At 71.1% G+C, this 25,804-nt stretch carries 24 protein-coding genes and 1 riboswitch; of the genes, 9 read left to right on the top strand and 15 right to left on the bottom strand.

What is annotated here, in order from left to right:
- Positions 1-49 precede the first annotated feature (49 nt).
- The gene (locus E0500_RS37400) at positions 50-1,741 is read left to right on the top strand and encodes a DUF885 domain-containing protein (protein WP_131561469.1); all 1,692 of its coding nucleotides are present in this window, start codon (positions 50-52) and stop codon (positions 1,739-1,741) included.
- 70 nt (positions 1,742-1,811) lie between these two features.
- On the opposite strand, the gene E0500_RS37395 is transcribed toward E0500_RS37400, so the two are convergent.
- The 3 genes from E0500_RS37395 to E0500_RS37385 form a co-directional block, all read right to left on the bottom strand.
- Positions 1,812-2,657, bottom strand: coding sequence for an SDR family oxidoreductase (locus E0500_RS37395; RefSeq protein WP_131561471.1), 846 nt, complete (start codon positions 2,655-2,657; stop codon positions 1,812-1,814).
- A 71-nt stretch (positions 2,658-2,728) separates the two neighbouring features.
- Complete coding sequence (locus tag E0500_RS37390) at positions 2,729-3,244, bottom strand: immunity 21 family protein (RefSeq protein WP_131561473.1); 516 nt, start codon at positions 3,242-3,244, stop codon at positions 2,729-2,731.
- Between the two features lie 54 nt (positions 3,245-3,298).
- Positions 3,299-3,778 (bottom strand): rhodanese-like domain-containing protein, encoded by a 480-nt coding sequence (locus E0500_RS37385; protein ID WP_131561475.1) that lies wholly within the window; start codon positions 3,776-3,778, stop codon positions 3,299-3,301.
- 95 nt (positions 3,779-3,873) lie between these two features.
- Between E0500_RS37385 and E0500_RS37380 the strand changes: the two genes are divergently transcribed.
- A complete protein-coding gene (locus E0500_RS37380) occupies positions 3,874-4,320 on the top strand; it encodes an Lrp/AsnC family transcriptional regulator (RefSeq protein ID WP_131561477.1) in 447 nt (148 codons plus the stop codon).
- Between the two features lie 16 nt (positions 4,321-4,336).
- Here the strand turns inward: E0500_RS37380 and E0500_RS37375 are convergent, their stop codons facing one another.
- From E0500_RS37375 to E0500_RS37340, 8 genes are all read right to left on the bottom strand, one after another.
- Complete coding sequence (locus E0500_RS37375; RefSeq protein ID WP_131561479.1) at positions 4,337-7,330, bottom strand: AAA family ATPase; 2,994 nt, start codon at positions 7,328-7,330, stop codon at positions 4,337-4,339.
- Positions 7,327-8,490 (bottom strand): exonuclease SbcCD subunit D, encoded by a 1,164-nt coding sequence (locus E0500_RS37370; protein WP_131561481.1) that lies wholly within the window; start codon positions 8,488-8,490, stop codon positions 7,327-7,329. Before E0500_RS37370 ends, E0500_RS37375 begins: the two co-directional genes overlap by 4 nt.
- Before the next feature lie 87 nt (positions 8,491-8,577).
- Positions 8,578-9,204, bottom strand: a complete 627-nt coding sequence (locus E0500_RS37365) for a YigZ family protein (RefSeq protein ID WP_131561483.1) — start codon at positions 9,202-9,204, stop codon at positions 8,578-8,580.
- Positions 9,205-9,274: 70 nt separating this feature from the next.
- Positions 9,275-9,826, bottom strand: coding sequence for a histidine phosphatase family protein (locus E0500_RS37360; protein WP_131561485.1), 552 nt, complete (start codon positions 9,824-9,826; stop codon positions 9,275-9,277).
- Positions 9,823-10,494 carry a hypothetical protein gene (locus E0500_RS37355; protein WP_131561487.1) on the bottom strand — a complete coding sequence of 224 codons (672 nt, stop codon included), beginning with the start codon at positions 10,492-10,494 and terminating at the stop codon, positions 9,823-9,825. Before E0500_RS37355 ends, E0500_RS37360 begins: the two co-directional genes overlap by 4 nt.
- Positions 10,495-10,763: 269 nt before the next feature.
- A complete protein-coding gene (locus E0500_RS37350) occupies positions 10,764-11,615 on the bottom strand; it encodes an ABC transporter ATP-binding protein (protein WP_131561489.1) in 852 nt (283 codons plus the stop codon).
- On the bottom strand, positions 11,612-12,625 hold the full coding sequence (locus tag E0500_RS37345; protein ID WP_131561491.1) for an iron chelate uptake ABC transporter family permease subunit: 1,014 nt from the start codon (positions 12,623-12,625) through the stop codon (positions 11,612-11,614). The genes E0500_RS37350 and E0500_RS37345 overlap by 4 nt, the downstream gene beginning before the upstream one ends.
- Positions 12,622-13,647, bottom strand: a complete 1,026-nt coding sequence (locus E0500_RS37340) for an ABC transporter substrate-binding protein (protein WP_131561493.1) — start codon at positions 13,645-13,647, stop codon at positions 12,622-12,624. Before E0500_RS37340 ends, E0500_RS37345 begins: the two co-directional genes overlap by 4 nt.
- A 234-nt stretch (positions 13,648-13,881) precedes the next feature.
- A riboswitch (cobalamin riboswitch) is annotated at positions 13,882-14,068 on the bottom strand.
- A gap of 223 nt (positions 14,069-14,291) precedes the next feature.
- Here E0500_RS37340 and E0500_RS37335 point away from each other — a divergent pair.
- The 4 genes from E0500_RS37335 to E0500_RS37320 all read left to right on the top strand — a co-directional run bounded on the left by E0500_RS37335 (position 14,292) and on the right by E0500_RS37320 (position 17,819).
- Complete coding sequence (locus E0500_RS37335) at positions 14,292-15,242, top strand: TIM barrel protein (RefSeq protein ID WP_131561495.1); 951 nt, start codon at positions 14,292-14,294, stop codon at positions 15,240-15,242.
- A gap of 128 nt (positions 15,243-15,370) precedes the next feature.
- The gene (locus tag E0500_RS37330) at positions 15,371-16,390 is read left to right on the top strand and encodes a Gfo/Idh/MocA family protein (RefSeq protein WP_131561496.1); all 1,020 of its coding nucleotides are present in this window, start codon (positions 15,371-15,373) and stop codon (positions 16,388-16,390) included.
- Positions 16,387-17,256: a sugar phosphate isomerase/epimerase family protein gene (locus E0500_RS37325; protein ID WP_131561498.1), complete on the top strand. Its 870-nt coding sequence runs from the start codon at positions 16,387-16,389 to the stop codon at positions 17,254-17,256. Before E0500_RS37330 ends, E0500_RS37325 begins: the two co-directional genes overlap by 4 nt.
- Before the next feature lie 155 nt (positions 17,257-17,411).
- A complete protein-coding gene (locus tag E0500_RS37320; protein WP_131561500.1) occupies positions 17,412-17,819 on the top strand; it encodes a CoA-binding protein in 408 nt (135 codons plus the stop codon).
- 275 nt (positions 17,820-18,094) lie between these two features.
- Here the strand turns inward: E0500_RS37320 and E0500_RS37315 are convergent, their stop codons facing one another.
- Genes E0500_RS37315 through E0500_RS37300 form a run of 4 tightly spaced genes read right to left on the bottom strand, consistent with a single transcriptional unit; the run spans position 18,095 to position 21,767 of the window.
- Positions 18,095-18,913 carry a fumarylacetoacetate hydrolase family protein gene (locus E0500_RS37315; protein WP_131561502.1) on the bottom strand — a complete coding sequence of 273 codons (819 nt, stop codon included), beginning with the start codon at positions 18,911-18,913 and terminating at the stop codon, positions 18,095-18,097.
- Positions 18,910-20,445 carry an aldehyde dehydrogenase (NADP(+)) gene (locus E0500_RS37310; protein ID WP_131561504.1) on the bottom strand — a complete coding sequence of 512 codons (1,536 nt, stop codon included), beginning with the start codon at positions 20,443-20,445 and terminating at the stop codon, positions 18,910-18,912. Before E0500_RS37310 ends, E0500_RS37315 begins: the two co-directional genes overlap by 4 nt.
- Before the next feature lie 33 nt (positions 20,446-20,478).
- Positions 20,479-20,976, bottom strand: coding sequence for a nuclear transport factor 2 family protein (locus tag E0500_RS37305; RefSeq protein WP_131561506.1), 498 nt, complete (start codon positions 20,974-20,976; stop codon positions 20,479-20,481).
- Positions 20,973-21,767 (bottom strand): ribonuclease activity regulator RraA, encoded by a 795-nt coding sequence (locus tag E0500_RS37300; protein WP_309505283.1) that lies wholly within the window; start codon positions 21,765-21,767, stop codon positions 20,973-20,975. Before E0500_RS37300 ends, E0500_RS37305 begins: the two co-directional genes overlap by 4 nt.
- Positions 21,768-21,994: 227 nt before the next feature.
- Here E0500_RS37300 and E0500_RS37295 point away from each other — a divergent pair, with 227 nt between their 5' ends.
- The 3 genes from E0500_RS37295 (at position 21,995) to E0500_RS37285 (ending at position 25,562) form a co-directional block, all read left to right on the top strand.
- Positions 21,995-23,404, top strand: a complete 1,410-nt coding sequence (locus tag E0500_RS37295; RefSeq protein ID WP_220141477.1) for an MFS transporter — start codon at positions 21,995-21,997, stop codon at positions 23,402-23,404.
- A 127-nt stretch (positions 23,405-23,531) separates the two neighbouring features.
- Positions 23,532-24,665 (top strand): L-talarate/galactarate dehydratase, encoded by a 1,134-nt coding sequence (locus E0500_RS37290; RefSeq protein ID WP_131561538.1) that lies wholly within the window; start codon positions 23,532-23,534, stop codon positions 24,663-24,665.
- A 126-nt stretch (positions 24,666-24,791) separates the two neighbouring features.
- The gene (locus tag E0500_RS37285) at positions 24,792-25,562 is read left to right on the top strand and encodes an IclR family transcriptional regulator (protein WP_165934918.1); all 771 of its coding nucleotides are present in this window, start codon (positions 24,792-24,794) and stop codon (positions 25,560-25,562) included.
- Positions 25,563-25,804: the final 242 nt, after the last annotated feature.

Genomic DNA, 25,804 nt, shown 5'->3' with positions numbered 1-25,804 from the left:
CCGTTTACCGGGCTGACGCCGCCCCCACCGCCGTACCAGGATGGCCCGTATGTCTGACACCAAGAGCCCACTGCCCCGTGAAGTCGCCGACGCCTACGTCGACGAGCTCGTCGCCCTCGACCCGGTGACCGGTACGTACCTCGGTGTGAAGGAGAGTTCGAGCAAGCTGCCCGACACGTCGCCCGCAGGCCAGGAGGCCGAGGCGGAGCTGATGCGGGCGACGCTCGCCCGGCTGGACGAGGCGGAGCGGCAGCCGGGCGCGGACAGCGACATCGAGCGGCGCTGCGCGCGCCTGCTGCGCGAACGGCTCACCGCGCAACTGGCCGTGCACGAGGCCGAGGAGGGCCTGCGGGCGGTCGGCAACATGTCGACGCCGGCACACCATGTGCGAGACATCTTCACGGTGACCCCCACCGACACGGACGAGGACTGGGCGGCGATCGCCGCCCGGCTGCGCGCGGTGCCGGCCGCGCTGGCGGGCTACCGCGAGTCCCTCTCCCTCGGTCTGGAGCGCAAGCTGTACGCGGCTCCACGCCCCACCGCCACGTTCATCGAGCAGCTCACCGAGTGGGCGGACATGGACGGTTCGGGCCGTGGCTGGTTCGAGGACTTCGCGTCGGCGGGCCCCGACGCGCTGCGCGCCGAACTGGACGAGGCGGCCCGCACGGCGACCGCGGCCGTCGTCGAACTGCGGGACTGGATGCGCGACACGTACGCGCCCGCCGTCGAGGGCGCGCCGAACGTGGTGGGCCGCGAGCGGTACGCACGCTGGTCGCGCTACTTCAACGGTACGGACCTGGACCTGGACGAGGCGTACGCGTACGGCTGGTCGGAGTTCCACCGTCTGCTCGCCGAGATGAAACAGGAGGCCGAGAAGATCCTCCCGGGCGCGAAGACGCCGTGGGAGGCGCTGGCGCACCTCGACGAGCACGGCCGGCACATCGAGGGCGTCGACGAGGTCCGGGAGTGGCTGCAGGGCCTGATGGACCGGGCGGTCGAAAAACTGGACGGCACTCACTTCGAACTCGCCGAGCGGGTACGGAAGGTGGAGTCCCGCATCGCCCCGCCGGGCGGCGCCGCGGCCCCGTACTACATGGCACCGTCCGAGGACTTCTCACGCCCGGGCAGCACCTGGCTGCCCACCATGGGGCTGACCCGCTTCCCGGTGTACGACCTGGTGTCGACCTGGTACCACGAGGGCGTCCCCGGCCACCATCTCCAGCTCGCACAGTGGGTGCACGTCAAGGACGACCTCTCCCGCTACCAGGCCGCCGTCGGCGGCGTGAGCGCGAACGTCGAGGGCTGGGCCCTGTACGCGGAGCGCCTCATGGACGAGCTGGGCTTCCTGACGGACGCGGAGGAGCGGCTCGGCTATCTCGACGCGCAGATGATGCGTGCGGCCCGCGTCATCGTCGACATCGGTATGCACCTGGAGCTGGAGATCCCGGCCGACTCCCCCTTCCGTCCGGGGGAGCGCTGGACGCCTGAGCTGGCCCAGGAGTTCTTCGGTGCGCACAGCAGCCGCCCGGCGGACTTCGTGGAGAGCGAGCTGACCCGCTATCTCACCATCCCCGGCCAGGCCATCGGCTACAAACTCGGCGAGCGCGCCTGGCTGTTGGGCCGCGAGAACGCGCGGCGGCGCCACGGCGACGCCTTCGACCTGAAGGCGTGGCACATGGCGGCCCTGTCCCAGGGTGCCCTGGGCCTGGACGACCTGGTGGACGAACTGTCGCAGCTCTGACGGTGCGGTGGGCGGGGGACGGATGCCGGCGGGTCTCCGCGGCATCCGTCACGCGCCCACGCGTCCCGTCTCAGCGACGGAACCCGCCCTCCGAGTCGATGACCTGCCCGGTGATCCACGCGGCCTCGTCCGTGGCGAGCCAGGAGATGAGGCGGGCGGGGTCGTCGGGCATGCCCCAGCGGCCGGCCGGGAACATCGCGGCGATGGCCGCGTAGTCGTCGCCGGTTCTGTAGTCCGTGTCCACGGGGCCGGGGTTGACGGTGTTCACGGTGACGGCGAGGTCGGCGAGGGTGGTGGACAGAGAGCGGGTGATCGAGGCGAGGGCGCCCTTCTGGAGGGCGTACGCGATCTCGCCCGGCATGCCGCCCGCGATGTCCTGCCCGGAGGTCATCATCATCACGCGCCCGCCCGGCGTGCGCGGCGGGAGCGCGGCCCGGAGCCGGGCGTACGCCTGGACGAGAAGGAGCACCGAGCGGGTGTCGACCGCCCAGTGGGCGTCGAGCATCGCGGAGTCGATGGTGTCGAGTGTGCCGTCCGAGCCGGAGAGGGCGTGGTTGGCGACGAGGATGTCGAGGCGTCCGCCGAGCGCGTCCGCGGCCCGCGAGACCAGTTCGGCGGGCGCGGCCGGGTCGGACAGGTCGCCCGGCCCGTCGATCACCCGCGTGTCCGGGTCGCCCAGCACCTCGCGCACACCGGCGGCCACTTCCTCGGGATGGTCGGCGCCCCAGGGCATGGCGGTGTCGTGCGGCACGTGGTGGTGCAGGTACACGCTCGCCCCGTACGCGGCGAGACGGCGGGCCACGGCGTAACCGATGCCGCCGCGTCTGCTCGCCCCGGTGACAAGGGCCGTGCGACCGCTCAGGGGCAACGGGTCGCGACGCAGTTCTTCCGGCGCGGGGTGTGGGAACTGAGGCATGGGCGACCATGATGCGGGGCGGGCGCGTGCGGCGCATGCGAATTTCGTACGGCCCGCGCCGCGGCTCCGGGTCAGGCGGCGAGCCGTCGCAGGCTGACGAGCCCCAGCCAGGTCTCGGGACCGGCCGACACGTACGCGGCGCTCACCCCGTAGCGCCCCGGCTCCAGTTCGACACGCAGGTGGTCCGTGCGACGCGAACCGTCCCCCGGCCAGGCGGCGTCGAACACGACCACCGAGCCCGGCACCCGCCACTCCACCTCCGGTTCCCACAGCGCGGACTCCAGCGCCGTGGGAACCCCCGCGAGGAGTTCGTCCTCGGAGTTCGCGGCGTACCACCGGACGAAGGTGCCGTGCTCGGGGAGGTAAGCGGTCGAGGCGGGTTCGTCGCCGAGCACGAGAGCCCTGGTGTCACCGACGGGGAGTAAACCGATGGAGCCGTTGATGTCGCAGGCCCGATCGTAGTCGGACGACATCTCGCCGCCGTCCGCTCCCGTCCAGAACGGCAACACCACCTCAGGTACCGCGACGAGCGGTCCCCCGCCCGACTCCACCCACTGCGTCACACCTGGATCCGCGTATCGAGACATGCGAAGAGAAACTACACGGGGCGCACCGGACGAAGATCAGTGTCCCCTACATGTTCAGCAGCCGCAGTCCTCCGCGTCCACCGGTGCGGTCAGCATGTCGGTGGCGCGGCGTTCAGGGCCCTCCCACGTCTCGTACGCGAGACCCTCCCGCACCCAGTACTCGAAGCCGCCGAGCATCTCCTTTACGCAGAAGCCGAGTTCGGCGAGGGCGAGGGCTGCGCGGGTGGCACCGTTGCAGCCCGGACCCCAGCAGTACGTGACGACGGGGACCGCCTTGTCGAGGAGTCGCTCCGCCTGGTCGGCAATGAGGGCTGTGGGCAGGTGGACCGCACCGGGGACATGGCCCTGGTCCCAGGACTCCGTGGAACGGGAGTCGAGGACGACGAAACCGGGGTCGCCGTCGGCGGCGAGGGCGACGGCGACGTCGGACACGTCGGTGTGGAAAGCGAGGCTCGCGCGGAAGTGGACGGCGGCGGCCGCGGGGGACGCCGGGGCGACGCGCAGGACGGGGTTCACAACAGTCGTCGTGGTCATGGCGGGAAATCTATGTCCGGTGATCCAGCTCTCTGAAGAGGCAATCCACGGCGTGGGTCTTGATTGGCCGGGGATTCCCCTGTTGTGTGAGGGACATGACCTCGTATTCCCCGGACGCCACCGACTGGCGCATCCTCGACGTCCTCCAGCGGGAGGGCCGGGCCAGCTTCGCCGAGCTGGCGCGGGCCGTCTCGATGTCCGCGAGCGCGGTCACGGAACGGGTGCGGCGGCTGGAGGAGGCGGGCGTCATCCAGGGGTACGCGGCGGTCGTGGACCCGGAGCGGCTGGGGCTGCCGATCCTGGCGTTCGTACGGCTGAGGTACCCGCACGGCAACTACAAGCCGTTCCACGACCTCGTCGCCGCGACCCCGGAGATCCTGGAGGCGCACCACGTCACGGGCGACGACTGCTTCGTCATCAAGGTCGCGGCCCGTTCGATGCGTCATCTGGAGGAGGTGACGGGGAGGATCGGCGCGCTGGGGTCGGTGACCACGAGCGTCGTCTACTCGTCGCCGCTGCCGCGCCGCCCGCTGGGCCGGTGACCGCGCCCGCCCCGCCTCAGCCGGCACCCCTCTGCCGTACGACCGACCCCGACCTGCCCTTCACGATCTCCAACTGGGCGTGGATGCGCCGTCGGAGGTCCGCGACGTGGCTGACGATGCCGACGCTGCGGTCGCGCTCACGGAGGGCGTCGAGGACGTCCAGGACCTCGTCGAGGGTCTGGTCGTCGAGGCTGCCGAAGCCCTCGTCGATGAAGAGGGTGTCGAGGCGCACGCCGCCCGCCTCGTCGGTGACGACGTCCGCGAGGCCGAGCGCCAGCGCGAGCGACGCGAAGAACGTCTCGCCGCCGGACAGTGTCGCGGTGTCCCGCTCCCGGCCGGTCCAGGCGTCGACGACGTGCAGTCCCAGTCCGCTGCGGCCGCGTCCGGCGCGGTCGGCGGAGTGGACGAGGGTGTAGCGCCCGGCCGACATGCGCCGCAGCCGTACGGTAGCCGCGGCGGCGACCTGTTCCAGGCGGGCGGCGAGCACGTACGCCTCCAGGCGCATCTTGCGTTCGTTGTCCGCGGAGGTGCCGGCCGCGAGGCCGGCCATGCGGGCCACGCGGTCGTACTCCTCGCGCAGCGGCGCGAGCCGCCGGACGGAGACGGCGGCCCGGGCGGACAGCCGGTCGAGTTCGGTGCAGCGGCGCGCGGCCGCGTCCCACGCGGAGACCGTGTCCTGGAGCCGCCTCCCGGCGGCTTCGGCGGCCCGCTCGGCCGTGTGCAGGTCGGCGGGCGGCTGCTGGGCGGCCGCGGCGGTGTCGGCCTCCGCCAGGACGGCGCGCACGGCGGCCTCCTCCGACTGCCAGGCGTCGAGCCGCCGTTGGAGGTCGCGGTGCTCCGCGTCGTCGAGAAGCGCGGCCGCCGCGGCCTGCGGGGTGTCGAACCCGGCGCGGAAGGCGGCGTCGGCGAGACGGGCGTCGGCGTCCTTGAGCCGCTGCGCCGAGTCGTCGGCCGCGCGGGCCGTGTCGGCCGCTTCGGTGAGCAGTGCGGCCTGCCGTTCCAGTTGGGCGGCGCGTGCGGCCACGGAGTCGGCGGTGCCGCGCGCCTCGGCCAACCCGGCTTCCAGGGAGGCCTTCTCGCGGTCCAGCGTGTCCCGCCGGGCGACCCTGGACGCGGCCCGGACCGCGGCCTCCTGCCCGGCGGCGAGCCGTAGCTCCCGCTCGTGCTCGGCCCTGCGCAGCTCCTCCTGCACGGAGTGCAGCCCGGAGGCACCTCGACGGGCCTCGGCGTACCTCTCCTCCAACTCGGCCATCTGCTGGGCGAGTTGCCCGGTGGGCGTGTCTCCCGCCTCGGCGGTGGCCGCGGCCAGCGCCTCGCGTACGACACCGAGGCGCCGCTCGTCCTCGGCGCTCTCGTCCTCGGCGCGCTGGTGGGCGGCGAGGGCCTGCTCCTCGTCCTCGCGGCCGACGTGCCCGGCCACCTTGCGAGCGGGCCTCGGGTGTTCGGTGGCTCCGCAGACGGCACAGGGCTCGCCGTCGGCCAGTTGGGCGGCGAGTTCGGCGGCGATGCCCCGCAGGCGCTGCTCCTTGAGGTCGAGCCAGTGGGCGCGGGCGTCCGCGGCCCGTTCGCGGGAGGCGAGCGCACGCTGGTGAGCCTCGTCCGTGTCGCCGGCCAGCTGGTCGCGCAGCCGCGCGGCGTCCAGCCGCTTGCGCGCGGGTTCGCGCTGCACACCGAGCTGTTCGGCCCGGGTGGCGGCCTCCTGGGCGGACTCGATACGGCTCTGGAGGGCGGCGCGGGCCGTGTCCCAGCCGGAGAGCCAGTTCTCGGCCTCGTGGAGCACGTCCTCGTCCGCCCGCTCCTGGCGGTCCAGGTCGGCGCGCTCGGCGACGAGGCCGGCCAGCCGCTGCTCGGCGCGCCGGGCCGACTCCAGTCCGCCCAGCTCCTCGGCGGCCTTGCGCGCGGCGGCGGCGAGCCCCGCCGCACCGGCCTCGGCGTACGCCCGCGGGAGCAGGGCACGCGCGCGGGTCTCGTCCGTCGCGGCGCGGTGGTGCTCGGCCTCGGCCGCGTCCCGGAGGTCCAGCGCGGGCGCGACGGTCTCGGCCTTGCGGCCGCGCTCCATCCGCGCCTGCGCCCGGCGGTGGGAGTCGGCCCGCTCCTGGAGGAGCCCGGCCCGCTCCCTGGCCTCCGCGAACCGCCGTTGCAGCCGCGCCAGTTCGCGTACCTCGTCGAGGGTGCGTTCGGCGGCGGCCCGTGCCGAGTCGGCGGCGGCCCGTGCGCAGTGCGCGATGGTGAGCCGCTCGCGCGCCGTGCTGCGGGCCACGGCCGCCCAGGCCAGCACCGCCTCGGCGAGCCCCGGGTCGCCCGGCGCCAGCTCGGGCGGGGGCGTCGCGTCACCGGCGGCCTGCTGCATGCGGTGCGCGTCGGCGAGCAACTCCGTGTCGCCCGCGCGGACTTCGGCCTCCGTGGTGCGCCTGCGCTCGGCGAGGCGCTTCTCGACCTCGGCGAAGCGGTGCGTGTCGAAGAGCCGCCCGAGGAGCCTTCCGCGGGCCTCGGCGTCGGCGCGCAGGAAACGCGCGAAGTCCCCCTGGGGCAGCAGCACGACCTGGCAGAACTGCTCGCGGCTCATGCCGAGGAGCTGGGTGATCTCCTCGCCGATCTCCTGGTGGGAGCGGCTGAGGTCCTTCCAGGAGCCCGCCACCGGGTCGTACTCGCGCAGCCAGCTCTGCGCCTTGTCGAGCGTCGTGCCCGTGCCACGCTTCTTGGGGCGCTCCCAGGGCGGCTGCCGGGTGACCTCCAACCGGCGTCCGGCGACGGTGAGTTCGAGCCGGACCTCGGTACGGGTCGTGGGCGCCGCATGGTCGCTGCGCAGCGTCAGCCCCTGGCTGCTGTGCCGGGCGCCCGGCACCGAGCCGTACAGCGCGTAGCAGACGGCGTCGAGGACGGACGTCTTGCCCGCGCCCGTCGGACCGTGCAGCAGGAAGAGCCCGGCCGCGGACAGTTCGTCGAAGTCGACCTGCTGGGAGCCGCCGAACGGCCCGAAGGCCGTGATGTCCAGGTGGTGCAGCCTCACCGGGCGCCCTCCCGCACGGCCTCGTCGGCACGCACCGCGTCGAACGCGTCCTGGAGCACGGCCTGTTCACTCTCGTCGGGCCCCGCGCCGCGCACATGGGCCACGAAGTCCTCCGCGATCTGCCGGTCGTCGCGCCCCGCGAGGCGTCTGGCGTAGGAGACGTCCGGGTCCTCGGGGGACCGCTCAGGGGCGAAGACGAGGCTGAGCGTGTGCGGGAAACGCTCACTCAGCCGTGCCATGGGGTCGGCGGGGCGGACGGGGTCGGTGAGGGTCGCCTCGATCCACGCGTCCTCGTACCGCGCGAGCTCCGGGTCGGCGAGCAGGTCCTCCAGCTCCCCCCGGACACGGGCCAGCGGGCGTGGCACCGGGCAGTCGATCCGCTCGGCCTCGACCGAGCCGTCGGCTCCGAGGTCGACGAGCCACATGCTCTTGCGGTGGTCGGCCTCCGAGAACGAGTACGCCAGAGGGGAGCCCGAGTACCGCACGCGCCCGGTGATGACCTGGCTGCCGTGCAGGTGGCCCAGCGCCACGTAGTCCACGCCGTCGAAGACTCCGGCGGGCACCGAGGCGACTCCTCCCACGGAGATGTCCCGCTCGCTGTCGCTGGCCTCGCCGCCGGTGACGAAGGCGTGGGCGAGCACCACGGAACGCGTACCCCCGGCGCGCGTGGCGAGATCGGCACGGACCCGGTCCATGGCGGCGGCGAGCAGAGCCTCGTGGCCCGGCTTGTCGACCCCGAACTCGTCCTTCACCAGCGCCGGTTCCAGATACGGCAGTCCGTAGAACGCCACGTCGCCGTGCGTGTCGCCGAGCACCACGGGCGTGCCGCACGCCGCGGCGTCGGTCCGCAGATGGATGCCCGCGCGGCCGATGAGCCCGGCGCCGACGCCGAGCCGGCGCGCCGAGTCGTGGTTCCCGGAGATCATCACCGTCGGCACCCCCAGCTCCGCCAGCCGGTGCAGGGCGTCGTCGAACAGCTCGACCGCGGCCAGCGGGGGCACCGCCCGGTCGTACACGTCCCCCGACACGACCACCGCGTCCACCTCGCGCTCGCGCACGCATCGGACGAGGTGGCCGATGAACTCGGCCTGGGCCCCGAGCATGTTCACCCGGTGGAACGCCCGGCCGAGATGCCAGTCGGAAGTGTGCAGCAGCCTCATGATCCCCGAGACTAACGGCCGGGTCGGACAGCACGGGCGGCTACTCCGGTAACGCCCCGTTTTGTGGTGGCTCCGGCCGACAGCTCGTCACCCGTCGCCGTACGCCTCTCCCCCGAGCTCGAACCGCGCCGTGCCCGCGGTCGCGTCGGCGAGCCAGGCGCGGAAGGATTCGACGTCGGCGTCCGGCAGGCCGATCTCGATCGTGACGGCCTCCCCGTACCGCACGTCGCGCACCTCGCGCCCGGTGGACCGCAGGTCGTTCTGCACCTTGCCGGCGCGCTGGTGGTCCACGGTCACGGTCGCCAGGCGGAAACGTCTGCGGGTGATGATCCCGAGGGTGTCCAGGGCTTCGCCCACCGCGCCCCCGTACGCCCTGATGAGTCCGCCCGCGCCCAGTTTGACCCCGCCGTAGTAGCGGGTGACGACGGCGACGACGTACCGCATGTCCCGCCGCAGCAGCATCTGGAGCATGGGGACGCCCGCGGTGCCGCCCGGTTCCCCGTCGTCGCTGGCCTTCTGGACGGCCGCGTCGGCGCCGATGACGTACGCGTAGCAGTTGTGCGTGGCGTCGGCGTGCTCCTTGCGGACGCGTGCGACGAAGTCCTGGGCCTCCCGCTCGGTGGCGGCCGGGGCGAGCGCGCACAGGAAGCGGGAGCGGTTGACCTCGGTCTCGTGCACGCCCGAGCGGGCGACGGTGCGGTACTCGTCCTGCATCGGGCCAGCCTATGCGCACCGCCGGGGCGTCTTCCCCGGGCTCCTCCCAGGGTGCTTCCCAGGGCTGTTCCTAGGAGTGTTTCTTCCCCCTCGGCACGGTCATCGCGGTCAGCAGCGCCGTGCCGGGGGCGAGGTCCTTCCAGGAGTGGCCGTGCCAGTCGAGGACCGCGATCGCGGAGGTGGGGAACTTCGTGCGGACGGCGTCCAGCGCGTCATCGACATCGTCCCCGGCCAGTTCCAGGACGAGTTCCTCCAGGCCCGGGTTGTGCCCGACGAGCAGCAGTGTCGTCACCTCGTCGGGGACCGCGCGCACGGCCGCCAGCAGCTCCGGCACGTCGGCCGCGTACAGCCGCCGCTCGTGTCGTACGGGCGGTGCGGTGCCCCACTGGGCGGCGGCGAGCTCCCAGGTCCGGCGGGCGCGCTCGGCGGTGGAGCAGAGGGCCAGGTCGGGCAGGCGGCCGGCCGCGGCGAGGGCGCGTCCGGCGGCGGGTGCGTCGCGCAGGCCACGGGGGGCGAGCGGGCGGTCGTGGTCGGGGACGCCCGCGGGCCAGGCGGACTTGGCGTGCCGCAGGACGACGAGTCTGCGCGGCGTACACGGGAGTGCGCCGGTCGTGTCGGTCATGGCGCGGCTCCGATGTCGCGGGTGAGGTCGAGGCCGAGGAGGCGGTCGGCGTAGGCGTACGTCTCGAAGCGGGCGCCGTCGGGCAGGTCCTCGGCGCGCTCGACTCGGCGCAGGACGTCGAGCACGGCGGGCACGTCCAGATCGTTCTCCCAGGCGGTGCGCAGGTCGTGTCGTACGGGCTCGGGGACGGGCCGGGAGGGGCGGGTGGCCCAGGTGGCGACGGCCTTGCGCCAGCGCCCGAGGGTGGCGCGGGCCTCGTCGGCGCTCGCGCCCGGGTCGGCGGGTTCGGTGCGGGGAACGGCCAGCAGGGCGAACCGCAGGACGGATTCGTCCGCCGTGCCCGCTGCCGGGGCGACCCGGATGTGGATGCCGCCCTCCGGTGCGGGGGTGTCCGGTCCGGCCACGTGCAGGGTGCGGCCGGTGACCGGGGCGGTGCTCCCGGCCGGTCGGATACCGAGGGCCTCGGCGCGTCTCCGAAGGTCAGGGGGCGGATCGGCGATGGTGAGGGCGGGGATGCGGTCCAGTTCCAGGGCCCGTGCGAGCACGTCGGCGACGAGCAGTACGCGCAGCGCCGAGGTCCCGGCCCCGGTCACGTGCGCCTGGACGCGGGTGAGGGTCCGGCGGACCTCGGTGGGTGCGCCGGTGCGGGCGTCGGTGATACGCAGCACGGGGTGAGCGTAGGACGGAACGGCCCTCGGCGCAGGATCGCGGCAGGCGCGGACCCGGTCGGGTGGTCCGGGCATCTTGCCGGGTCTTCCGGGTATCTGGCCGGGTCTTCCCGGGTGTCCGGCCGGTCTTCCCGGGTGTCCGGCCGGGTCTTACAGGGTGTCCGGCCGGTCTTCCCGGGTGTCCGGCCGGGTCTTACAGGTATCTTGCCGGGTCTTCCGCACACGGCACGGTCTCCTTGGCCCCCGTTCGGGTCTCCCGCGTCACCCGGTCAGCGAAGGGTCCCCAGGTACCGCACGTGCGGCCGGTCCCCCGGGCAGGTGACGGCCGCCCTCACCCCGTACACCTCGGCGATCAGTTCCTCGGTGAGCACGTCGCGCGGTGTGCCCCGGGCCACGACACGCCCTTCGCGGAGCACGAGCAACGCGTCGCAGTACTGGGCCGCGAGGTTGAGGTCGTGCAGGGCGATCACGGTGGTGGCCGGGAGGCCGGTGACGAGGTTCAGCAGCTCCAGCTGGTGCTGGATGTCGAGGTGGTTGGTCGGCTCGTCCAGGAGGAGTTCCCGTGGCTGCTGGGCGAGGGCGCGGGCGATCTGCACGCGTTGGCGCTCGCCGCCCGACAGGGTGTGCCAGGACTGGCCGGCGCGGTCGGTGAGGCCGGTGCGGTCCAGGGCCTCGTGGACGGCCCGTTCGTCCTCGGCGGAGGCGGGCGTCCACGCCCGGCGGTGCGGGACCCGGCCGAGCCGTACGACATCGAGGACGCTCAACTCGACCTGCGTGTCGGCCTGTTGCTCGACCACGGCGACCCGGCGGGCGATGTCCCGGCGGTGCAGCGCGGTGAGCGGGCTGCCGTCGAGCGTCACGACCCCGGAGGCCGGGGCGAGCACTCCGGCGAGCAGGCGCAGGAAGGTGGACTTGCCGGAGCCGTTGGGTCCGAGGAGTCCGACGGTGGAGCCGGGCGCCGGGGCGAGGCTGACACCGTCGAGGATGAGGTGACCGTGGGCGCCGCGGCTGACGCGGTCGGCACACAGGCCCTCGCTGTGCTCCGAGCCCTCATGCGGCCCTTTCGGCCGTTGTGGCCGCTGCGGCCGTTGCAGCCGTTCGTCGCGCGGCCCCGGCCTCATCGTGCCCTCCTCGTCCGGTACAGGACGAGCACGAACGCCGGCACCCCGATCAGCGAGGTCACCACCCCCACGGGGACCTCCTGGGGATCGAGCACGGTCCGGGCCAGCGTGTCCACCCATACGAGGAGCACCGCTCCGGACAGCGCGGCGACCGGCACCAGCCGGGCGTGGCCCGGTCCGACCAGCGCACGCGCGGCATGCGGCAGGACGAGACCGACGAAGCCGATGGCTCCGGCGGAGGCGACCAGCGCGGCCGTGAGCAGCGCCGTCACGCACAGCAGGACGAGGCGGGTGCGGGCGACGGACACGCCCAGCGCGGCCGCCGCGTCCTGCCCGAAGGCGAAGGCGTCGAGCGTGCGCGCGTACCCGAGGCAGACCAGCAGGGCGGCCACGAACACGCCCAGACACACCCACACGTCCGTCCAGCCCGCACCCCCGAGCGAGCCGAGCAGCCAGAACAGCACCCCGCGGGTGGTCTCGGCGTCGGCCGCGGTCAGCACGACGAACGAGGTCAGCGCGGAGAAGAGCTGCATCGACGCCACCCCCGAGAGCACCACCCGGTCGGTCGTGCCGCCGAGCGTGTGGCTGAGCAGCAGCACCAGCGCGAACGACAGCAGCGCGCCCAGGAAGGCACCCGCCGACAGCGACAGGGCCCCGCCGCCGATCCCCAGCACGACCACGGCGACCGCTCCGGTGGACGCCCCGGACGACACCCCGAGCACGAACGGGTCGGCGAGCGGGTTGCGCAGCAGGGACTGCATGACCACCCCGCAGACCGCGAGCCCGGCCCCGCACACGGCGGCCAGCAGGGTGCGCGGCAGCCGCAGCTGCCACACGATCCCGTCCCTGACGGGGCTCAGTCCGGTGCTCCCCCAGCCAACGTGCGCGGCGACGACCGACCACACGTCACCGACGCGGATGTCGGCCGGCCCGATGGTGATCGCCACGGCGAGGGACCCGCAGAGCAGAGCGCCCCCGGTCACTCCGAGGACCAGCCCGCGCGTTGTCACCCGGCGAGCCCGAACTCGCGCAGTCCGGCAGCCACTTGCTCCACACCCTCCACCGTGCGGATGGTCGGGTTCATGGCCTGCCCGCTGAGCAGTACATACCTCTTGTTCTTCACGGCCGTCATGTTCCTGGTGACCGGGTTGGACTCCAGGAACGCGATCTTCCGATCGGCGGACTCGGCGGTTTCCGAGTCGCGCGTCAGGTCGCCGATGACGAGCACGTCGGGATCGCGGTCGGCGACGGTCTCCCAGTTGATCTGGGGCCATTCCTCGTGCGTGTCGTCGAAGACGTTCTTCGCACCCAGGGCCCGGGTGATGACGCCGGGTGCGCCGCAGCAGCCCGCCATGTAGGGGGACTCGGAGTTCGCGAACCAGTACAGGAGAGTCACGTCGGAGGCGTCGATCCCCGAAGTGGCCGTGGCCATGCGCTTCTTGAGGGACGCGACCAGCTTCTCGCCGCGCTGCTCGACTCCGAACACCTTGGCCAGGTCACGGACTTCGCCGTACACGGTGTCGATGGTCAGCGGTTTCGCCCGGGACCCGTCACCGTCGCCCGAGTTGTCCTTGCCCGCACAGTCGGACGGGGAGACGTACGTGGGCACGCCGAGCTTCTCGAACTGGTCGCGGGTGGCCACACCGCCCTTGCCGAGGGTGGAGACGAAGGAGGCGGCGACGAAGTCGGGGTCGGTGTCCAGCACCCGCTCGAAGGAGGGGTTGTTGTCGGCGATGCGCTGCACGCCGCGGTTCGCCTTCTCCAGCCCCTTCATCACGGGGTCCGTCCAGGTCGCCGTGCCCGCCATGCGGTCGGCGAGACCGAGGGAGAGCAGGATCTCGGTGGTGCCCTGGTTGAGGGAGACGGCCCGCTTCGGCGGTGACTCGACGCGCACGGCGTGCCCGCAGTTGGTGAGCGAGACCGCGACGCGTGCGGCCGGGGCGGCGGACGAGCCGGACCCGCATCCGCTGGTCAGGGTGAGCGCGGCGACAGCGAGTGGAACGGCGGGGCGGGCGAAACGTGCGAACGGCACGGGAGTGAGTCCTTGGTCGTCGAGGGCTCTAAGCGGGTCCGGGGAAGTGCGGGTGCGTTTCCGCGTCGTTCGGTGCGTGCTCTCGGCGTGCCGGACGAAGGTCCTCGTAGCGGAGCTACTTGGGCCTTTGGCCGGTGCGGCGAGAGTGCGTGCCGGGCGGCGTGGGGGCGCGCCCCCGCTTCCCCGGGGTCGCTTAGCGCGGAGCCCGGTCGTACGGTGCTCCCCCGCTGTCGTACGACCACGGGGGCCGCCAGCAGGTCTTCGGACTCGGGATCACCCGGACGGAACGCCTTCCCGGACCGTCGTACGGTCCAGTGGCCGATGCCCCGCCCGTCCCCCTCACCGCTGCGCGTCAGCTCCGGATTCGCACCGGATTCCCTGACCCACGCACGTGGGTTCGACTGGCGTCGGCAAGCTATCACGCCGGTCGGCACACCCGACTGACGGGCGGTCCCGAAATCCCCCGGCAACAAGCTATTGACATGACATTCGGACAGGGGTCATCGTACTCGCACACTAGAGCGCGCTAGTAGAGCGCAGCAACCACATCACTGCCGCAACGATCCATCGCCCTGAGGGCATCCGCTTCTCCACCCGCCCCAACGTCGTCACCACCCCCAGTCCCCTTCCGAAGGACGTACACCATGGCAACGACGCCATCCCCCCTCCGCACCGTCGTGGGCAACCTGTGTCTCGGCTCCGCCCCCGACTCCTGGGGCGTCTGGTTCCCCGAGGACGAGCACCAGGTCCCGTACACCCGCTTCCTCGACGAGCTGGCCGAGGCCGGCTACAAGTGGCTCGAACTCGGCCCGTACGGCTACCTCCCCACCGACCCGCAGCGGTTGAGGGAGGAGCTGGACGCCCGTGGACTGAAGGTCTCCGGCGGGACCGCGTTCGGCGCGCTGCACCGCCCCGAGGCGTGGGACGAGATGCTCGCCCACGTCCGGCAGGTGGCCGCCCTGACCGCCGCCGCGGGCGCCCACCACCTCGTCCTCATCCCGCCGATGTACCGGGACGAGAAGACCGGCGCGTTCACCGAGCCGCCGGAACTGACCGCCGCGCAGTGGGCGGGCTTCGGACGGGCCGCCGACCGGCTCGGCACCCTGCTCCTCGACGAGTACGACGTACGGCTCGTCATCCACCCGCACGCCGACAGCCACATCCAGACGCAGCCGGAGATCGAGCGGCTGCTGAACGAGTCCGACTCCCGCTACACGAACCTCTGCCTGGACACCGGGCACGTCGCCTACGGCGGCGGCGACAACCTCGACCTGATCCGCCGTTTCGGCGAGCGCGTCGGCTACGTCCACATCAAGCAGATGGACCCCGAGATCCTCGCCCAGGTCGCCGCCGAGAACCTCTCCTTCGGCGAGGCCGTCAAACGCGGGGTGTGCGTGACGCCTCCGGCGGGCGTACCCAAACCCACCGACGTCGTGGCCGAACTCGCCAGGCTGGACGCCGAGTTGTTCGTGATCGTCGAGCAGGACCTGTACCCGTGCGCTCCCGAGGTGCCGCTGCCCATCGCCGTCCGCACACGTGAGCACCTGGCCGGCTGCGGCCTGACCGGTACCCGGCGCCCCGCCGTGGACAAGTAGGAGGTGGCCCGACGGCTTTGTCATCGCTACCGAGCGCGACGCATCGTAGCGCAACGCGGACGCTCCGCATCCGGCGAGTCCGTTTCCTTCCCGGCCTGCAGACCGGAGTTTCCATACAAGGAGTTTTCATGACCGTACGTGTAGGTGTCATCGGCACCGGAATGATCGGCCAGGACCACATACGACGCCTCACCGACGTCGTCACCGGGGCCGCCGTCACCACCGTGACCGACCTCGACGCCGCCCGCGCCGCCGAGGTCGCCGCCCGCGTCGGCGCCACTGCTCTGCCGACGGGCGCCGACCTGATCAACTCCCCCGAGGTGGACGCCGTCCTCGTCACCTCCTGGGGTCCGACCCACGCCGAGCACGTCCTGAACGCCATCGTGGCCGGGAAGCCCGTGTTCTGCGAGAAACCCCTCGCGACGACCGCCGAGGACTGTCTGCGCGTCGTCGAGGCCGAGCAGGCCCACGGCCGCCGTCTCGTCCAGGTCGGCTTCATGCGTCGCTTCGACGCCGGCTACCGCCAGATGAAGGAGGTCCTCGCCTCCGGCTCCCTCGGTACGCCGCTGATCGTGCACTGCGCGCACCGCAACCCGACCGTGCCCGACGCGTACCACTCCGCGATGGCCGCCCAGGACACGGCCGTGCACGAGATCGACGTACTGCGCTGGCTGCTCGACGACGAGATCGTCTCCGCCCAGGTGATCACCCCACGGGCCACGAGCAAGCGGTTCGCGCATCTGAATGACCCGCAGATCATGCTCTTCGAGACCGCGGGCGGCGTCCGTATCGACCTGGAGGTCTTCGTCAACTGCCAGTACGGATACGACATCCAGTGCGAGGCCGTCGGCGAGGAGGGCCTGGTCCGGCTGCCCGACCCGGCCGCCGTCGCCGTCCGCACCGCCGGGCGGCACAGCACCGCGGTCCTTCCGGACTGGAAGGCCCGCTTCGCCGAGGCCTTCGACACCGAGTTCCGTGAGTGGATCAACGCGGTCGCGGCCGGTGCCGAACCCACCGGGCCGTCCGCCTGGGACGGCTACGCCGCCACGGTCATCACCGACGCCGCCGTCCGTTCCCTCCAGTCCGACGGCACCGTTGTCACCGTCGGCATGAAGCCCCGACCCGCGTTCTACGGAGGCACCGCGTGAAGATCGCCCTCGACCCCTACATGTTCCGCGCCCTGCCGCTCGACGACATGGTGCGCACGGTCGCCGAACTCGGCTACGGGTACATCGAGCTGTCCCCGCGCGAGGACTTCATGCCGTTCTTCCTGCATCCGCGGGCCGACGACGAACGCATCGCCGCACTCAAGAAGTCCCTGCGGGCCCACGGCGTCCAGCTGTCCTCCGTGCTGCCGCTGTACAAGTGGTCCTCGCCCGACGAGACCGAGCGGCAGGCCGCCGTCCGCTACTGGAAGCGGATGATCGAGATCACCGCGGACCTCGGATGCACGCTGATGAACTCGGAGTTCAACGGCCGCCCCGAGCACGCCGCCGAGAGCGAGGCCGCCTTCTGGCGCTCCCTGGAGGAGCTGCTGCCCCTCTTCGAGCGGGAGGGGATCGCCCTGAACCTGGAGGCCCACCCGGACGACTTCTGCGAGGAGAACACCCCCGCGGTCGACCTCGTCCGCGCGATCAACAAACCCTGGGTGAACTACCTCTACTGCGCCCCGCACACCTTCCACCTCTCGGGCCTCGCGCAGACCGGAGCGGACATCGCGTCGATGATGCGCTACGCCGGCGACAAGCTGAGGCACGTGCACATCGCGGACTCCTTCAACCACAAGGGATCCTCCGGCCTGCGCTACATCCTCAACCCGCCCGGCACCCCGGCCCGCATCCACCAGCACCTGGACATCGGCCAGGGCGAGGTCGACTGGGACGTCTTCTTCACCACCCTGCGCGAGCTGAACTTCGACGGGGTCGCCACGGCGTGCGTCTTCGCCTGGGAGGAACGCGCCCGCGAATCCTCCGCGTTCATGCTCGACCGCATCACCAAGGAGCTCGCCACCTGAGTCCGGCCCGGGCGTGTCCGCGCCCGCGCTCCGCACAAAGCCCTGCCGGGCACCGACACCCGCCCGGCAGGGTACGCAGCGCGAGGGAATCACCGCCCGCCGCCTGCTGTTGTGTGGCAGAGCAGGCACCGAAAGAAGCTCTAGGGAGGCCGACCGTGTACGGCGACTCAGCAACGATCCGCAAGATCCTGACCGAGGTCGGAGACACCTGGGCGATCGTCGGCCTCTCGTCGAACCAGAGCCGCGCGGCATACCGCGTCGCCGAGGTCCTCAAGCGCTTCGGCAAGCGCGTCGTCCCCGTCCATCCGAAGGCCGAGACCGTCCACGGAGAGACGGGGTACCCGTCCCTCGACGCGATCCCCTTCGAAGTCGACGTGGTCGACGTCTTCGTCAACAGCGAGCTCGCCGGACCGGTCGCCGACGAGGCCGCCGCCATCGGCGCCAAGGCGGTCTGGTTCCAGCTGGGCGTCGTCGACGAGCAGGCGTACGAGCGCACCCGCGCGGCCGGCCTGGACATGGTCATGGACCGTTGCCCGGCGATTGAACTCAATGCACTGCGTTAGCGAGGCTCGGCGAGCGGTTCCAACCCGCCTTCATCCGCAATCTCCACGACCGCGAAGCGGTAGCGCGAAACGACACCTTGCCGATCACTGTGTTCGGCCGTCACAAGGCGCAGTCTGCAAACGACATCCCGATCTGCCCTCTGCCACGCCGGATCCGCCTGCAGAGCTTTGATCGACTGCACGGCATACGAGACGCCGTGCACACCTGGAACACTCCCGTATCGAAGGCCTCCACGAGACGGAACCACATCGTCACAGCGTGTCCGCGCTTTCACTCAGAGCTCGTGTGGTGTGGGAGCCGAAATGTTGGAGTGCTGGCGGCCGAGTCCGGCGACCTCGACCTCGATGACGTCACCCGGTCGCAGGGCCACAGCCGGAGACCTGAAGTCACCGCAGCCTGCCGGTGTCCCGGTGAGGATGACATCCCCCGGTGCCAAGGTGAAGAACGACGAGCAGTAGGAGACCAGTTCGGCGATGCTGAAGATCATCGAGGCTGTGGACCCGTTCTGCATCAGCTGACCGTTGACCCACGTCCGGATCGCGACCTGTTGCGGGTCCGGCACCTCGTCCTTTGTGAGAATCCAGGGCCCAAGAGGGCAGAAGGTGTCGAGTCCTTTGCCGCGCACCCACTGGCCGTCCTGCTCCTGCAGATCGCGAGCGGAGAGGTCATTGGCCGCGACGTAACCGGCGACGTAGGACATCGCTTCGTTGACGGGCACGGACTTGGCGGGACGGCCTATGACGACGCCGAGTTCCGCTTCCCAGTCTGCTCGGGCGGTCAGTGCCAGGTCCACGACGATGTCGTCATGGGGACCGCATGCAGAGGACGAGAGTTTCGGAAAGAGGTAGGGGGCCGTCGGGGTCTTCCACCCCATCTCGGCCACGGTGTCGGCGTAGTTGAGGCCGATGCCGTGGATCGTCGGGGGCCGGTACGGCAGCAGGTACTCCAGCTGCTCTTCGGCGACCTGGTCGCCGGGCCCGGCGTCGGCTCCGGTGACAACGTCGAGGGCGGGCACCCGGCTGGTGCGCCACCCCTGGCCGCTGTCGACGACCGTTGTGACGACCCCGTCGACGCGGGCGGTGGCAATCCTCATCGTGCATCCTCCTGGCCGGCTGGGGAGGGAACGACGAGTCGCCCGTCGACCCGACGCGGAATGGACGTGTACGCGTCGTGCAGCTCGTGGGGGAGCACCTCCGCCGGGGCCGACTGCCAGGTCACCGGGCGCAGGAAGCGCCTGATCGCAGTGGTGCCGACCGACGTGTGCTGGCTGTTGGTCGCCGGCCACGGGCCACCGTGGTGCTGGGCCCACGAGACCGACACGCCGGTCGGGAACCCGTTGAACAGCAGCCGCCCGGCTATGGGCAGCAGCGCACGGACGATGGCGCGAATGTCCTCGCCGGGCTCGGAGTGGATCGTGGCGGTGAGGGAACCTGGCAGGCTAGCAATGATGTTGGCAAGGTCCACTTCGGCATACCGAACGACGACGGTGGTGGGGCCGAAGCACTCACCGACCTGTGACCCGACCAGGTCACGCGCTTCCACGGCCAGCAGCCGCGGCGCTACGGCGAAGCCACTGCCGGACGGCCTTCCCCCCTCGGCCACCACGCGGAGGCCGGGGATGCGCCGCAGTTCCGCGCTGCTCTGCTCGTATCCGTCGCGAATGCGCTCGTTGAGGAGGGTAGCTGCGGGCCGGTCGGCGATGAGGTCGCCGGCCGCGTTGACCAGGGCGTCACCGGCGGGACCGTGGGGTACCAGCACGAGCCCCGGCTTGGTGCAGAGCTGGCCGCCTGAGCCGGTGAGCGACAGGACGAGGTCTTCGGCGAACGTTGTTCCCCGCGCCGCGGCTGCCGCCTGCGTGACAACGACCGGGTTGAGGCTGGCGAGCTCACCGAAGAAAGGGATCGGCGTCCGGCGTTGCTCGATCAGCCGCATCAGTGCCCGACCACCGTCCAACGAACCCGTGAACCCCACGGCGCTGATGGCGGGGTGCTGCACCAGCCGCGCGCCGGCCTCGCGGCCGTGTACTAGCCCGATCGTCCCGGCGGGCGCCCCGGCGTCGTACGCCGCTGCGCTCAGGATGCCGTGCATCATGACCGACAGGGCCGGGTGGGAATCGTGGGCCTTGACCACGACCGGGCAGCCCGCCGCCAGGGCGGACATGGTGTCGCCGCCGGGCACGGAGAAGGCCAGTGGGAAGTTGCTGGCGCCGAACACCGCGACCGGTCCTGTCGGGACCAGCATCCGGCGCAGGTCGGGCCTTGGACCCATGGGTGTGTCACCGGCGTGGTCGATCGTGACCTCGAGGTGGCCGCCTTCGTCGACGGCATCGGCGAACAGGCGGGCCTGGTACACGGTGCGGGTGAGTTCGCCTTCGAGGCGGGCGCGGGGCAGCCCGGTCTCACGGACGCCCAGCGACACGATGTCCGCGCGCCGGGCCGCCATGGCGTCCGCCATGGTTCGCAGGAGCTCCCCGCGGAAGGCGCGCTCACGCTCTGCGAGCTGCACGAACGCCGCCGCGGCAGAGCGGCACACCTCCTCGAGCTCCTCGTGCGATGTGGCGGTGGCGACTTCCTCGACTTCGGTTCCGGTGGCCGGGTTGATACTGACGATGGTCTCGGCAGTCATGCTGCTCCTGGGGCGTTGGCGGGGGCGGACGCTTCAGCGGGCGGGCGCGTCCGGATGGGGGCGGTCGACCGGCGGGACGAGCTGGTAGCCCTCCGCCTCGTAGTCGAAGCCTTCGAGCGTGACCTCGTCGCGGCCGTCGGAAGCGGCGGCGTAGAAGGCCCTGATCTCGGTGATCAGTCCGGTCTCAGGGTCGAAGCGGTACCACTCGTCACCGCGCAGGTATCCGCCGATCGCGGTCTTCCAGTGGGTCCACTCGATGACCGCCTGCAGTGACTCGGGTTCGGCGATCAGACGCTCGATGCTCCAGGCCGAACCGATGCGCATGACGAGCGCGCGCCAGTTCTCCGCGATGGTGCGGGCACCCCGCCAGGGGCCGTCGAGTCCGGGCGGGAAGTAATGGACGGCCTCGGGGTGGAACGTCGCGGCCATGCCCTGGACGTCCGCGTCGTTGCAGCCCTGGAAGTAGGTCCGGATGGTGGCCTCCATCCGGGTGCGCTGCTCCTCGCGCGGGAGGTCGGCGAAGCGGGTCATCGCGCGGCCTCCGCCCCGGTTGCAGCGGCGGACGTCTGGAGGGCTCCAGGGGTGCCGTCCACGGAGTTCGCCGACCGCCAGGCCTGATAGGAGGCTATGGTCTCCTCGCTGGGCGGATAGGTGCCCCACAGTGGCTCCCCCGCCTTGACCCTGTCGTGGAGGTAGGACTCGAGCCGTTCCTGCTCGGCCGCAGGACCGGCAATCTCGGCTGCCAGGGCGCGGGGCACGACGATGACGCCGTCGCGGTCACCGATGAGGATGTCGCCCGGGTAGACCGCGACTCCCGCGCAGCCGATCGGGACGTCGAGGTCCGCAACGTGGAAGGAGGCCGGTCGCGTCGTCGCGGTGATCGCCCGCGAGTAGGTCGGGAAACCCAGCTCGGCGAGCGCGGCCCCGTCGCGGAAGGCACCGTCGGTCACGAAGGCCGCGGCGCCCCGCTTCATCGCCCGGGTCACGAGCATGTCACCCGCCGAGGCCGCGGTGACGTCGCTGCGCGAGTCCACGACCAGGACATCGCCGGAGCCGAGCCGTTCGACCGCTTCCCACTGGAGGACGTTACCCGTGCGGTAGGGGTCGTCCATCGGATCCACGTCCTCGCGGGCAGGGACGAAGCGCATGGTGCGCGCCTGCCCTACGAAGCCGTCGAAGTGCGTGCCCACAGGGCTGAGGCCGACGAGGAACGGTTGACGGATCCCGCGCCGGTAGAGCTGGGTCGCCAGTGTCGCGGTGCTGGCGCGGCCCAGATCAGCCAGCACGTCCGGGGGAACAGGGGGAAGATCCAGCGCTGTCACGGTCCACCTTCCGCAGGGACTGGGATGAACGACCTCACCCTAGACGGCATCCCATTCAGCGGACAAGCATCCCGTTAATCGGGTCTCACTTCTTGACTTGTTCCAGAACAGACACTTAGCGTCCCCACGTCGGCACACCGATGAACGATAAGTCGTCCCGAAAAATGGGACGAGGATCGTCTGCTGACACGTATCCGAGGCGCAGCGTTGCGAGAGGATCGAGACATATGTCCACCGCCATTGCAGACGAACACCCGGCAGTCGCTACTGCCAGCCGGAAGATCTACCGGCGCATCATCGTGCTGTTCGCGCTGATGATGATGCTCAACCAGATCGACCGCTCGAACATCGGCTTCGTCCAGGAGGACCTGAATGCCCACTTCGGCATCGGGGCGGCCGCGTACGGCCTCGGCGCCGGCCTGTTCTTCGTGGGCTACTTCCTGTTCGAGGTGCCCAGCAACGCACTGATGCAGAAGGTGGGGGCGAAGCTGTGGATCACCCGCATCTGCGTCACCTGGGGCGCCGTCTCGGCTGCGATGATCTTCGTCCGCGGTGAGACCAGCTTCTACATACTCCGCTTCCTGCTCGGCGTGGCCGAGGCCGGGTTCGTTCCAGCGGTACTGTTCTACATCGCCTCCTGGCTCCCCAACCGCTACCAGGGCCGGGCCACCGGCACCTGGGCGGTGGGCGCCCTCTTCGCCTACTCCGCCGGCAGTCTGGTCTCAGGACCGCTGCTCTCGTTGCACGGCTTCCTCGGCCTCGACGGCTGGCAGTGGCTGTTCCTCATCGAGGGCCTGGTCACCATCGGACTCGGCATCGTCGGCTATTTCCTGCTCGACTCCAGGATCAGTGAGGCGAAATGGCTCACCGAGGAGGAGCGCACACAGCTCAGCCTGCAGATCGCCGTGGAACGGACCTCCGACGCCGAGCAGGGCTCGACCGTGCAGACCATCAAGAAACTGCTGCGCAGTCCTGTGATCCATCTCTTCATGTGGATCTACTTCGCCGTGCAGATGTCCATCTACTCCACGACGTTCTGGCTGCCGAGCGTGGTGCGCGACATCGGGGTCAGCAGTGACAACATGGTCGGGCTGTTCTCCGCCCTTCCTTGGCTCTGCACCATCCCGTACCTGTACTTCGTCTCCGGGCGCGGCGACCGTCACCCCGAGCAGCGCTCCACCTTGATGACCACGTCGTTCGTGCTGGCCGCGGCCGGAACCCTGGCTGCGGCCCTCACCGGCTCGTGGCTGGGCCTGGTGTTCATCATCCTGGCCACCCTCGGATTCAAGACCGTCGCACCGGTCTTCTGGCCGCTGCTGCGCGAGCGCACCGACCCCCTGACCGCGGCGACCGCGATCGCCCTGGTCAACTCCGTCGCCAACCTCGGTGGCTTCGTCGCACCGTACGGCTTCGGCCTGGTCAAGGATTCGACCGGCAGCACCAGTCTGGCGATGCTCGGACTCGGAGTGATCATCGCGATCGCGGCCGGGGCCACACTCCTGGTACGCCGCATCCCCCGCCGACCTGCGGCCGGCCAATCGGCCATCGACCGGACGAGCCTCGACCAAGTCGGTCTCCAGACACCACAGGCCATGACGCGTGCGGGTCTCGACGGGCCCGCCCCTGATCCGCGCTGAAGCGCAAGGCCGACCGCACCATTTCCCCGTAGAAAAGAAGAAAGGACACCCGTCCGTGAGTACCGCTTTCCTCAACCGGACCAGCGCCACAGTCACCAGCAAGACCAACGAACGCCACTTCGCGGCGCTGGAGCGCGGCGAAGCCAGCACCGATGCCATCGCCTCGGTCACGCTCTCCCTCGTCAGCCTGCCGCTGGCCGCACCCATCAGTGACGCCAAAGTACTGACCGGCCGCCAGAAGCCCCTCACCGAGATCGCCTTCCTCTTCGCCGAGATCCGCACAGAGGCGGGATTCGAGGGCGTGGGCTACAGCTACTCCAAGCGCGCCGGCGGGCCCGCCCAGTACGTCCACGCGAAGGAAATCGCACCTGAGCTGATCGGCGAGGACCCCAACGACATTCAGCGGATCTGGACCAAGCTCGTCTGGGCCGGCGCCTCCGTCGGCCGCAGCGGGCTGTCGACCCAGGCAATCGCCGCCATCGACATCGCCCTGTGGGACCTCAAGGCCAAGCGCACCCAGCTCCCCCTCGCGAAGCTGCTCGGCGCCCACCGCGACTCGGTGCAGTGTTACAACACCTCCGGCGGCTACCTGTCCATGTCCATCGAGCAGGTGGTCGAGAACACCCGGGCATCCGTCGAGCGCGGCATCGGCGGCATCAAGATCAAGGTCGGCCAGCCCGACACGAACATCGACCTCCAGCGGGTCGCGGCCGTCCGCGAGCAGCTGGGCGACGGCTTCCCGATGATGGTCGACGCCAACCAGCAGTGGAACCGCAGTACGGCAATCCGCATGGGCCGGAAACTGGAGGCGTTCGACCTGACCTGGATCGAGGAGCCGCTCGACGCGTACGACGCTGAAGGCCACGCCGCTCTCGCCGCGGAGCTCGCCACCCCGATCGCCACCGGCGAGATGCTCACCAGCGTCGCCGAGCACGCCGAACTGGTCCGTCACCGCTCGGTCGACTTCCTCCAGCCTGACGCGCCGCGGGTGGGCGGGATCACCCCGTTCCTGAAGATCATGGCCATGGGCGAGCAGGCGAAGATGCGGATGGCGCCGCACTTCGCCATGGAGATCCACCTGCACCTCGCCGCGGCGTACGAGATCGACCCGTGGGTGGAGCACTTCGAATGGCTCGAGCCGATGTTCAACGAACGCCTCGAGATCCGCGACGGACGGATGATCGTGCCCAACCGCCCCGGACTGGGCTTCAGCCTGAGCGAGCAGGCTCGTGCCTGGACCCAGGAGACCGTCACGGTCTGAGACCATCTGCTCCCAGCCCGCCCACGGCAACGTCGTCCCGGAGGGCTGCGAGACTGGCAGCGGACATCACCCGCCCGACCAATGCGGGCGGGCCCACCGCGACCGGCCAAGCAGAGGAACGAGAACGTGACCGAGCAGGACGAAGGCCGCAAAGGCGCACTCGACCGAGGACTCAGCATCCTGAGCCACCTCGCCGACGCGCGAGAGGCGTCCACGGCGGAACTGGCAGCCGCCGCCGACATCAGCCGCAGCGCCGCGTACCGCATCGTCGAAAAGCTCAGCCAGTACGACTTCCTCCACGCCACCTCGAACGGCCGCTGGCGCCTGGGCCCGGCCGCCGCCCGTCTCGCCATGGCCGCCGTCCACTCCACCGACGTGTCCGACGTCGCTCCCGAACTGCTCCGGGTCCTGGTCCAGCAGACCCGCGAAACCGTCAGCCTCGGCGTCCTCAGCGGCGACGAAATGGTGTTCATCTACCGCGAACGCGGCCCCCAGTCGGTCAGCGTCAACGCTGACCTCGGCGCCCGCAGGCCCCTGCACGCCACCTCGGTCGGCAAGGCCTACCTCTCAGGCCTGAACCCCCGCGAGAGAGCAGACCTGCTCCGCACCCTCACACTGACACCCTTCACCCCGCAGACACTCACCACCACCGACGCCCTCGAACACGACATCACCACGGCCCAGGCCCGGGGCTGGACCGAGGAGCACGGCGAGTTCGACCTCGCCAGCGCCTGCTGCGGCGCCCCCATCTTCGATCACACCGGCCATGTCGTGGCCGCCATCAGCGTCGCCGGCCTCAAGGACCGCGTCGAACCCGCCCTCGACCGCCTCGGCCCTCTGACAGCCGCCACAGCAGACGCCATCTCGCGCCGGCTCGGACACAACCCGGGGCTGTAAAGACGTTCGGTGTAACTCCAGATCATGGAAGATGCGTCGATGCCCAGTGAGAACGTGTCCGCTTCCGGGCCGTCGAGCCCACGACGGCTGTGTCGGCGAAGGCCGCGGACGGCCAGTTGATCGATCAGTGCCGCCCTCATCATCTGCTCCCCGCCCGCGGGGATGGTCCCTGGGTGGGCCCGATAGGCTCGTGACCTGGCTCGAAGGTTGTCAGCGATAGGCAGCGACTTTGTCGAGCTTGG

The organism is Streptomyces sp. KM273126, assembly GCF_004337435.2.
Classification (GTDB): domain Bacteria; phylum Actinomycetota; class Actinomycetes; order Streptomycetales; family Streptomycetaceae; genus Streptomyces; species Streptomyces acidicola.
Note: the sequence above shows the minus strand (reverse complement) of the source record. Positions and strands in the feature narration are given on the sequence as shown.

Bases quoted from the DNA above. Each gene is read 5' to 3' on its own strand.
- E0500_RS37330 (WP_131561496.1), top strand. From the start codon at position 15,371: ATGACCGTACGTGTAGGTGTCATCGGCACCGGAATGATCGGCCAGGAC.
- E0500_RS37350 (WP_131561489.1), bottom strand. From the start codon at position 11,615: ATGAGGCCGGGGCCGCGCGACGAACGGCTGCAACGGCCGCAGCGGCCA.
- E0500_RS37390 (WP_131561473.1), bottom strand. From the start codon at position 3,244: ATGTCTCGATACGCGGATCCAGGTGTGACGCAGTGGGTGGAGTCGGGC.
- E0500_RS37315 (WP_131561502.1), bottom strand. From the start codon at position 18,913: ATGAGGATTGCCACCGCCCGCGTCGACGGGGTCGTCACAACGGTCGTC.
- E0500_RS37305 (WP_131561506.1), bottom strand. From the start codon at position 20,976: ATGACCCGCTTCGCCGACCTCCCGCGCGAGGAGCAGCGCACCCGGATG.
- E0500_RS37370 (WP_131561481.1), bottom strand. From the start codon at position 8,490: ATGAGGCTGCTGCACACTTCCGACTGGCATCTCGGCCGGGCGTTCCAC.
- E0500_RS37310 (WP_131561504.1), bottom strand. From the start codon at position 20,445: ATGACTGCCGAGACCATCGTCAGTATCAACCCGGCCACCGGAACCGAA.
- E0500_RS37380 (WP_131561477.1), top strand. From the start codon at position 3,874: ATGACCTCGTATTCCCCGGACGCCACCGACTGGCGCATCCTCGACGTC.
- E0500_RS37295 (WP_220141477.1), top strand. From the start codon at position 21,995: ATGTCCACCGCCATTGCAGACGAACACCCGGCAGTCGCTACTGCCAGC.
- E0500_RS37360 (WP_131561485.1), bottom strand. From the start codon at position 9,826: ATGACCGACACGACCGGCGCACTCCCGTGTACGCCGCGCAGACTCGTC.
- E0500_RS37335 (WP_131561495.1), top strand. From the start codon at position 14,292: ATGGCAACGACGCCATCCCCCCTCCGCACCGTCGTGGGCAACCTGTGT.
- E0500_RS37395 (WP_131561471.1), bottom strand. From the start codon at position 2,657: ATGCCTCAGTTCCCACACCCCGCGCCGGAAGAACTGCGTCGCGACCCG.
- E0500_RS37365 (WP_131561483.1), bottom strand. From the start codon at position 9,204: ATGCAGGACGAGTACCGCACCGTCGCCCGCTCGGGCGTGCACGAGACC.
- E0500_RS37400 (WP_131561469.1), top strand. From the start codon at position 50: ATGTCTGACACCAAGAGCCCACTGCCCCGTGAAGTCGCCGACGCCTAC.
- E0500_RS37385 (WP_131561475.1), bottom strand. From the start codon at position 3,778: ATGACCACGACGACTGTTGTGAACCCCGTCCTGCGCGTCGCCCCGGCG.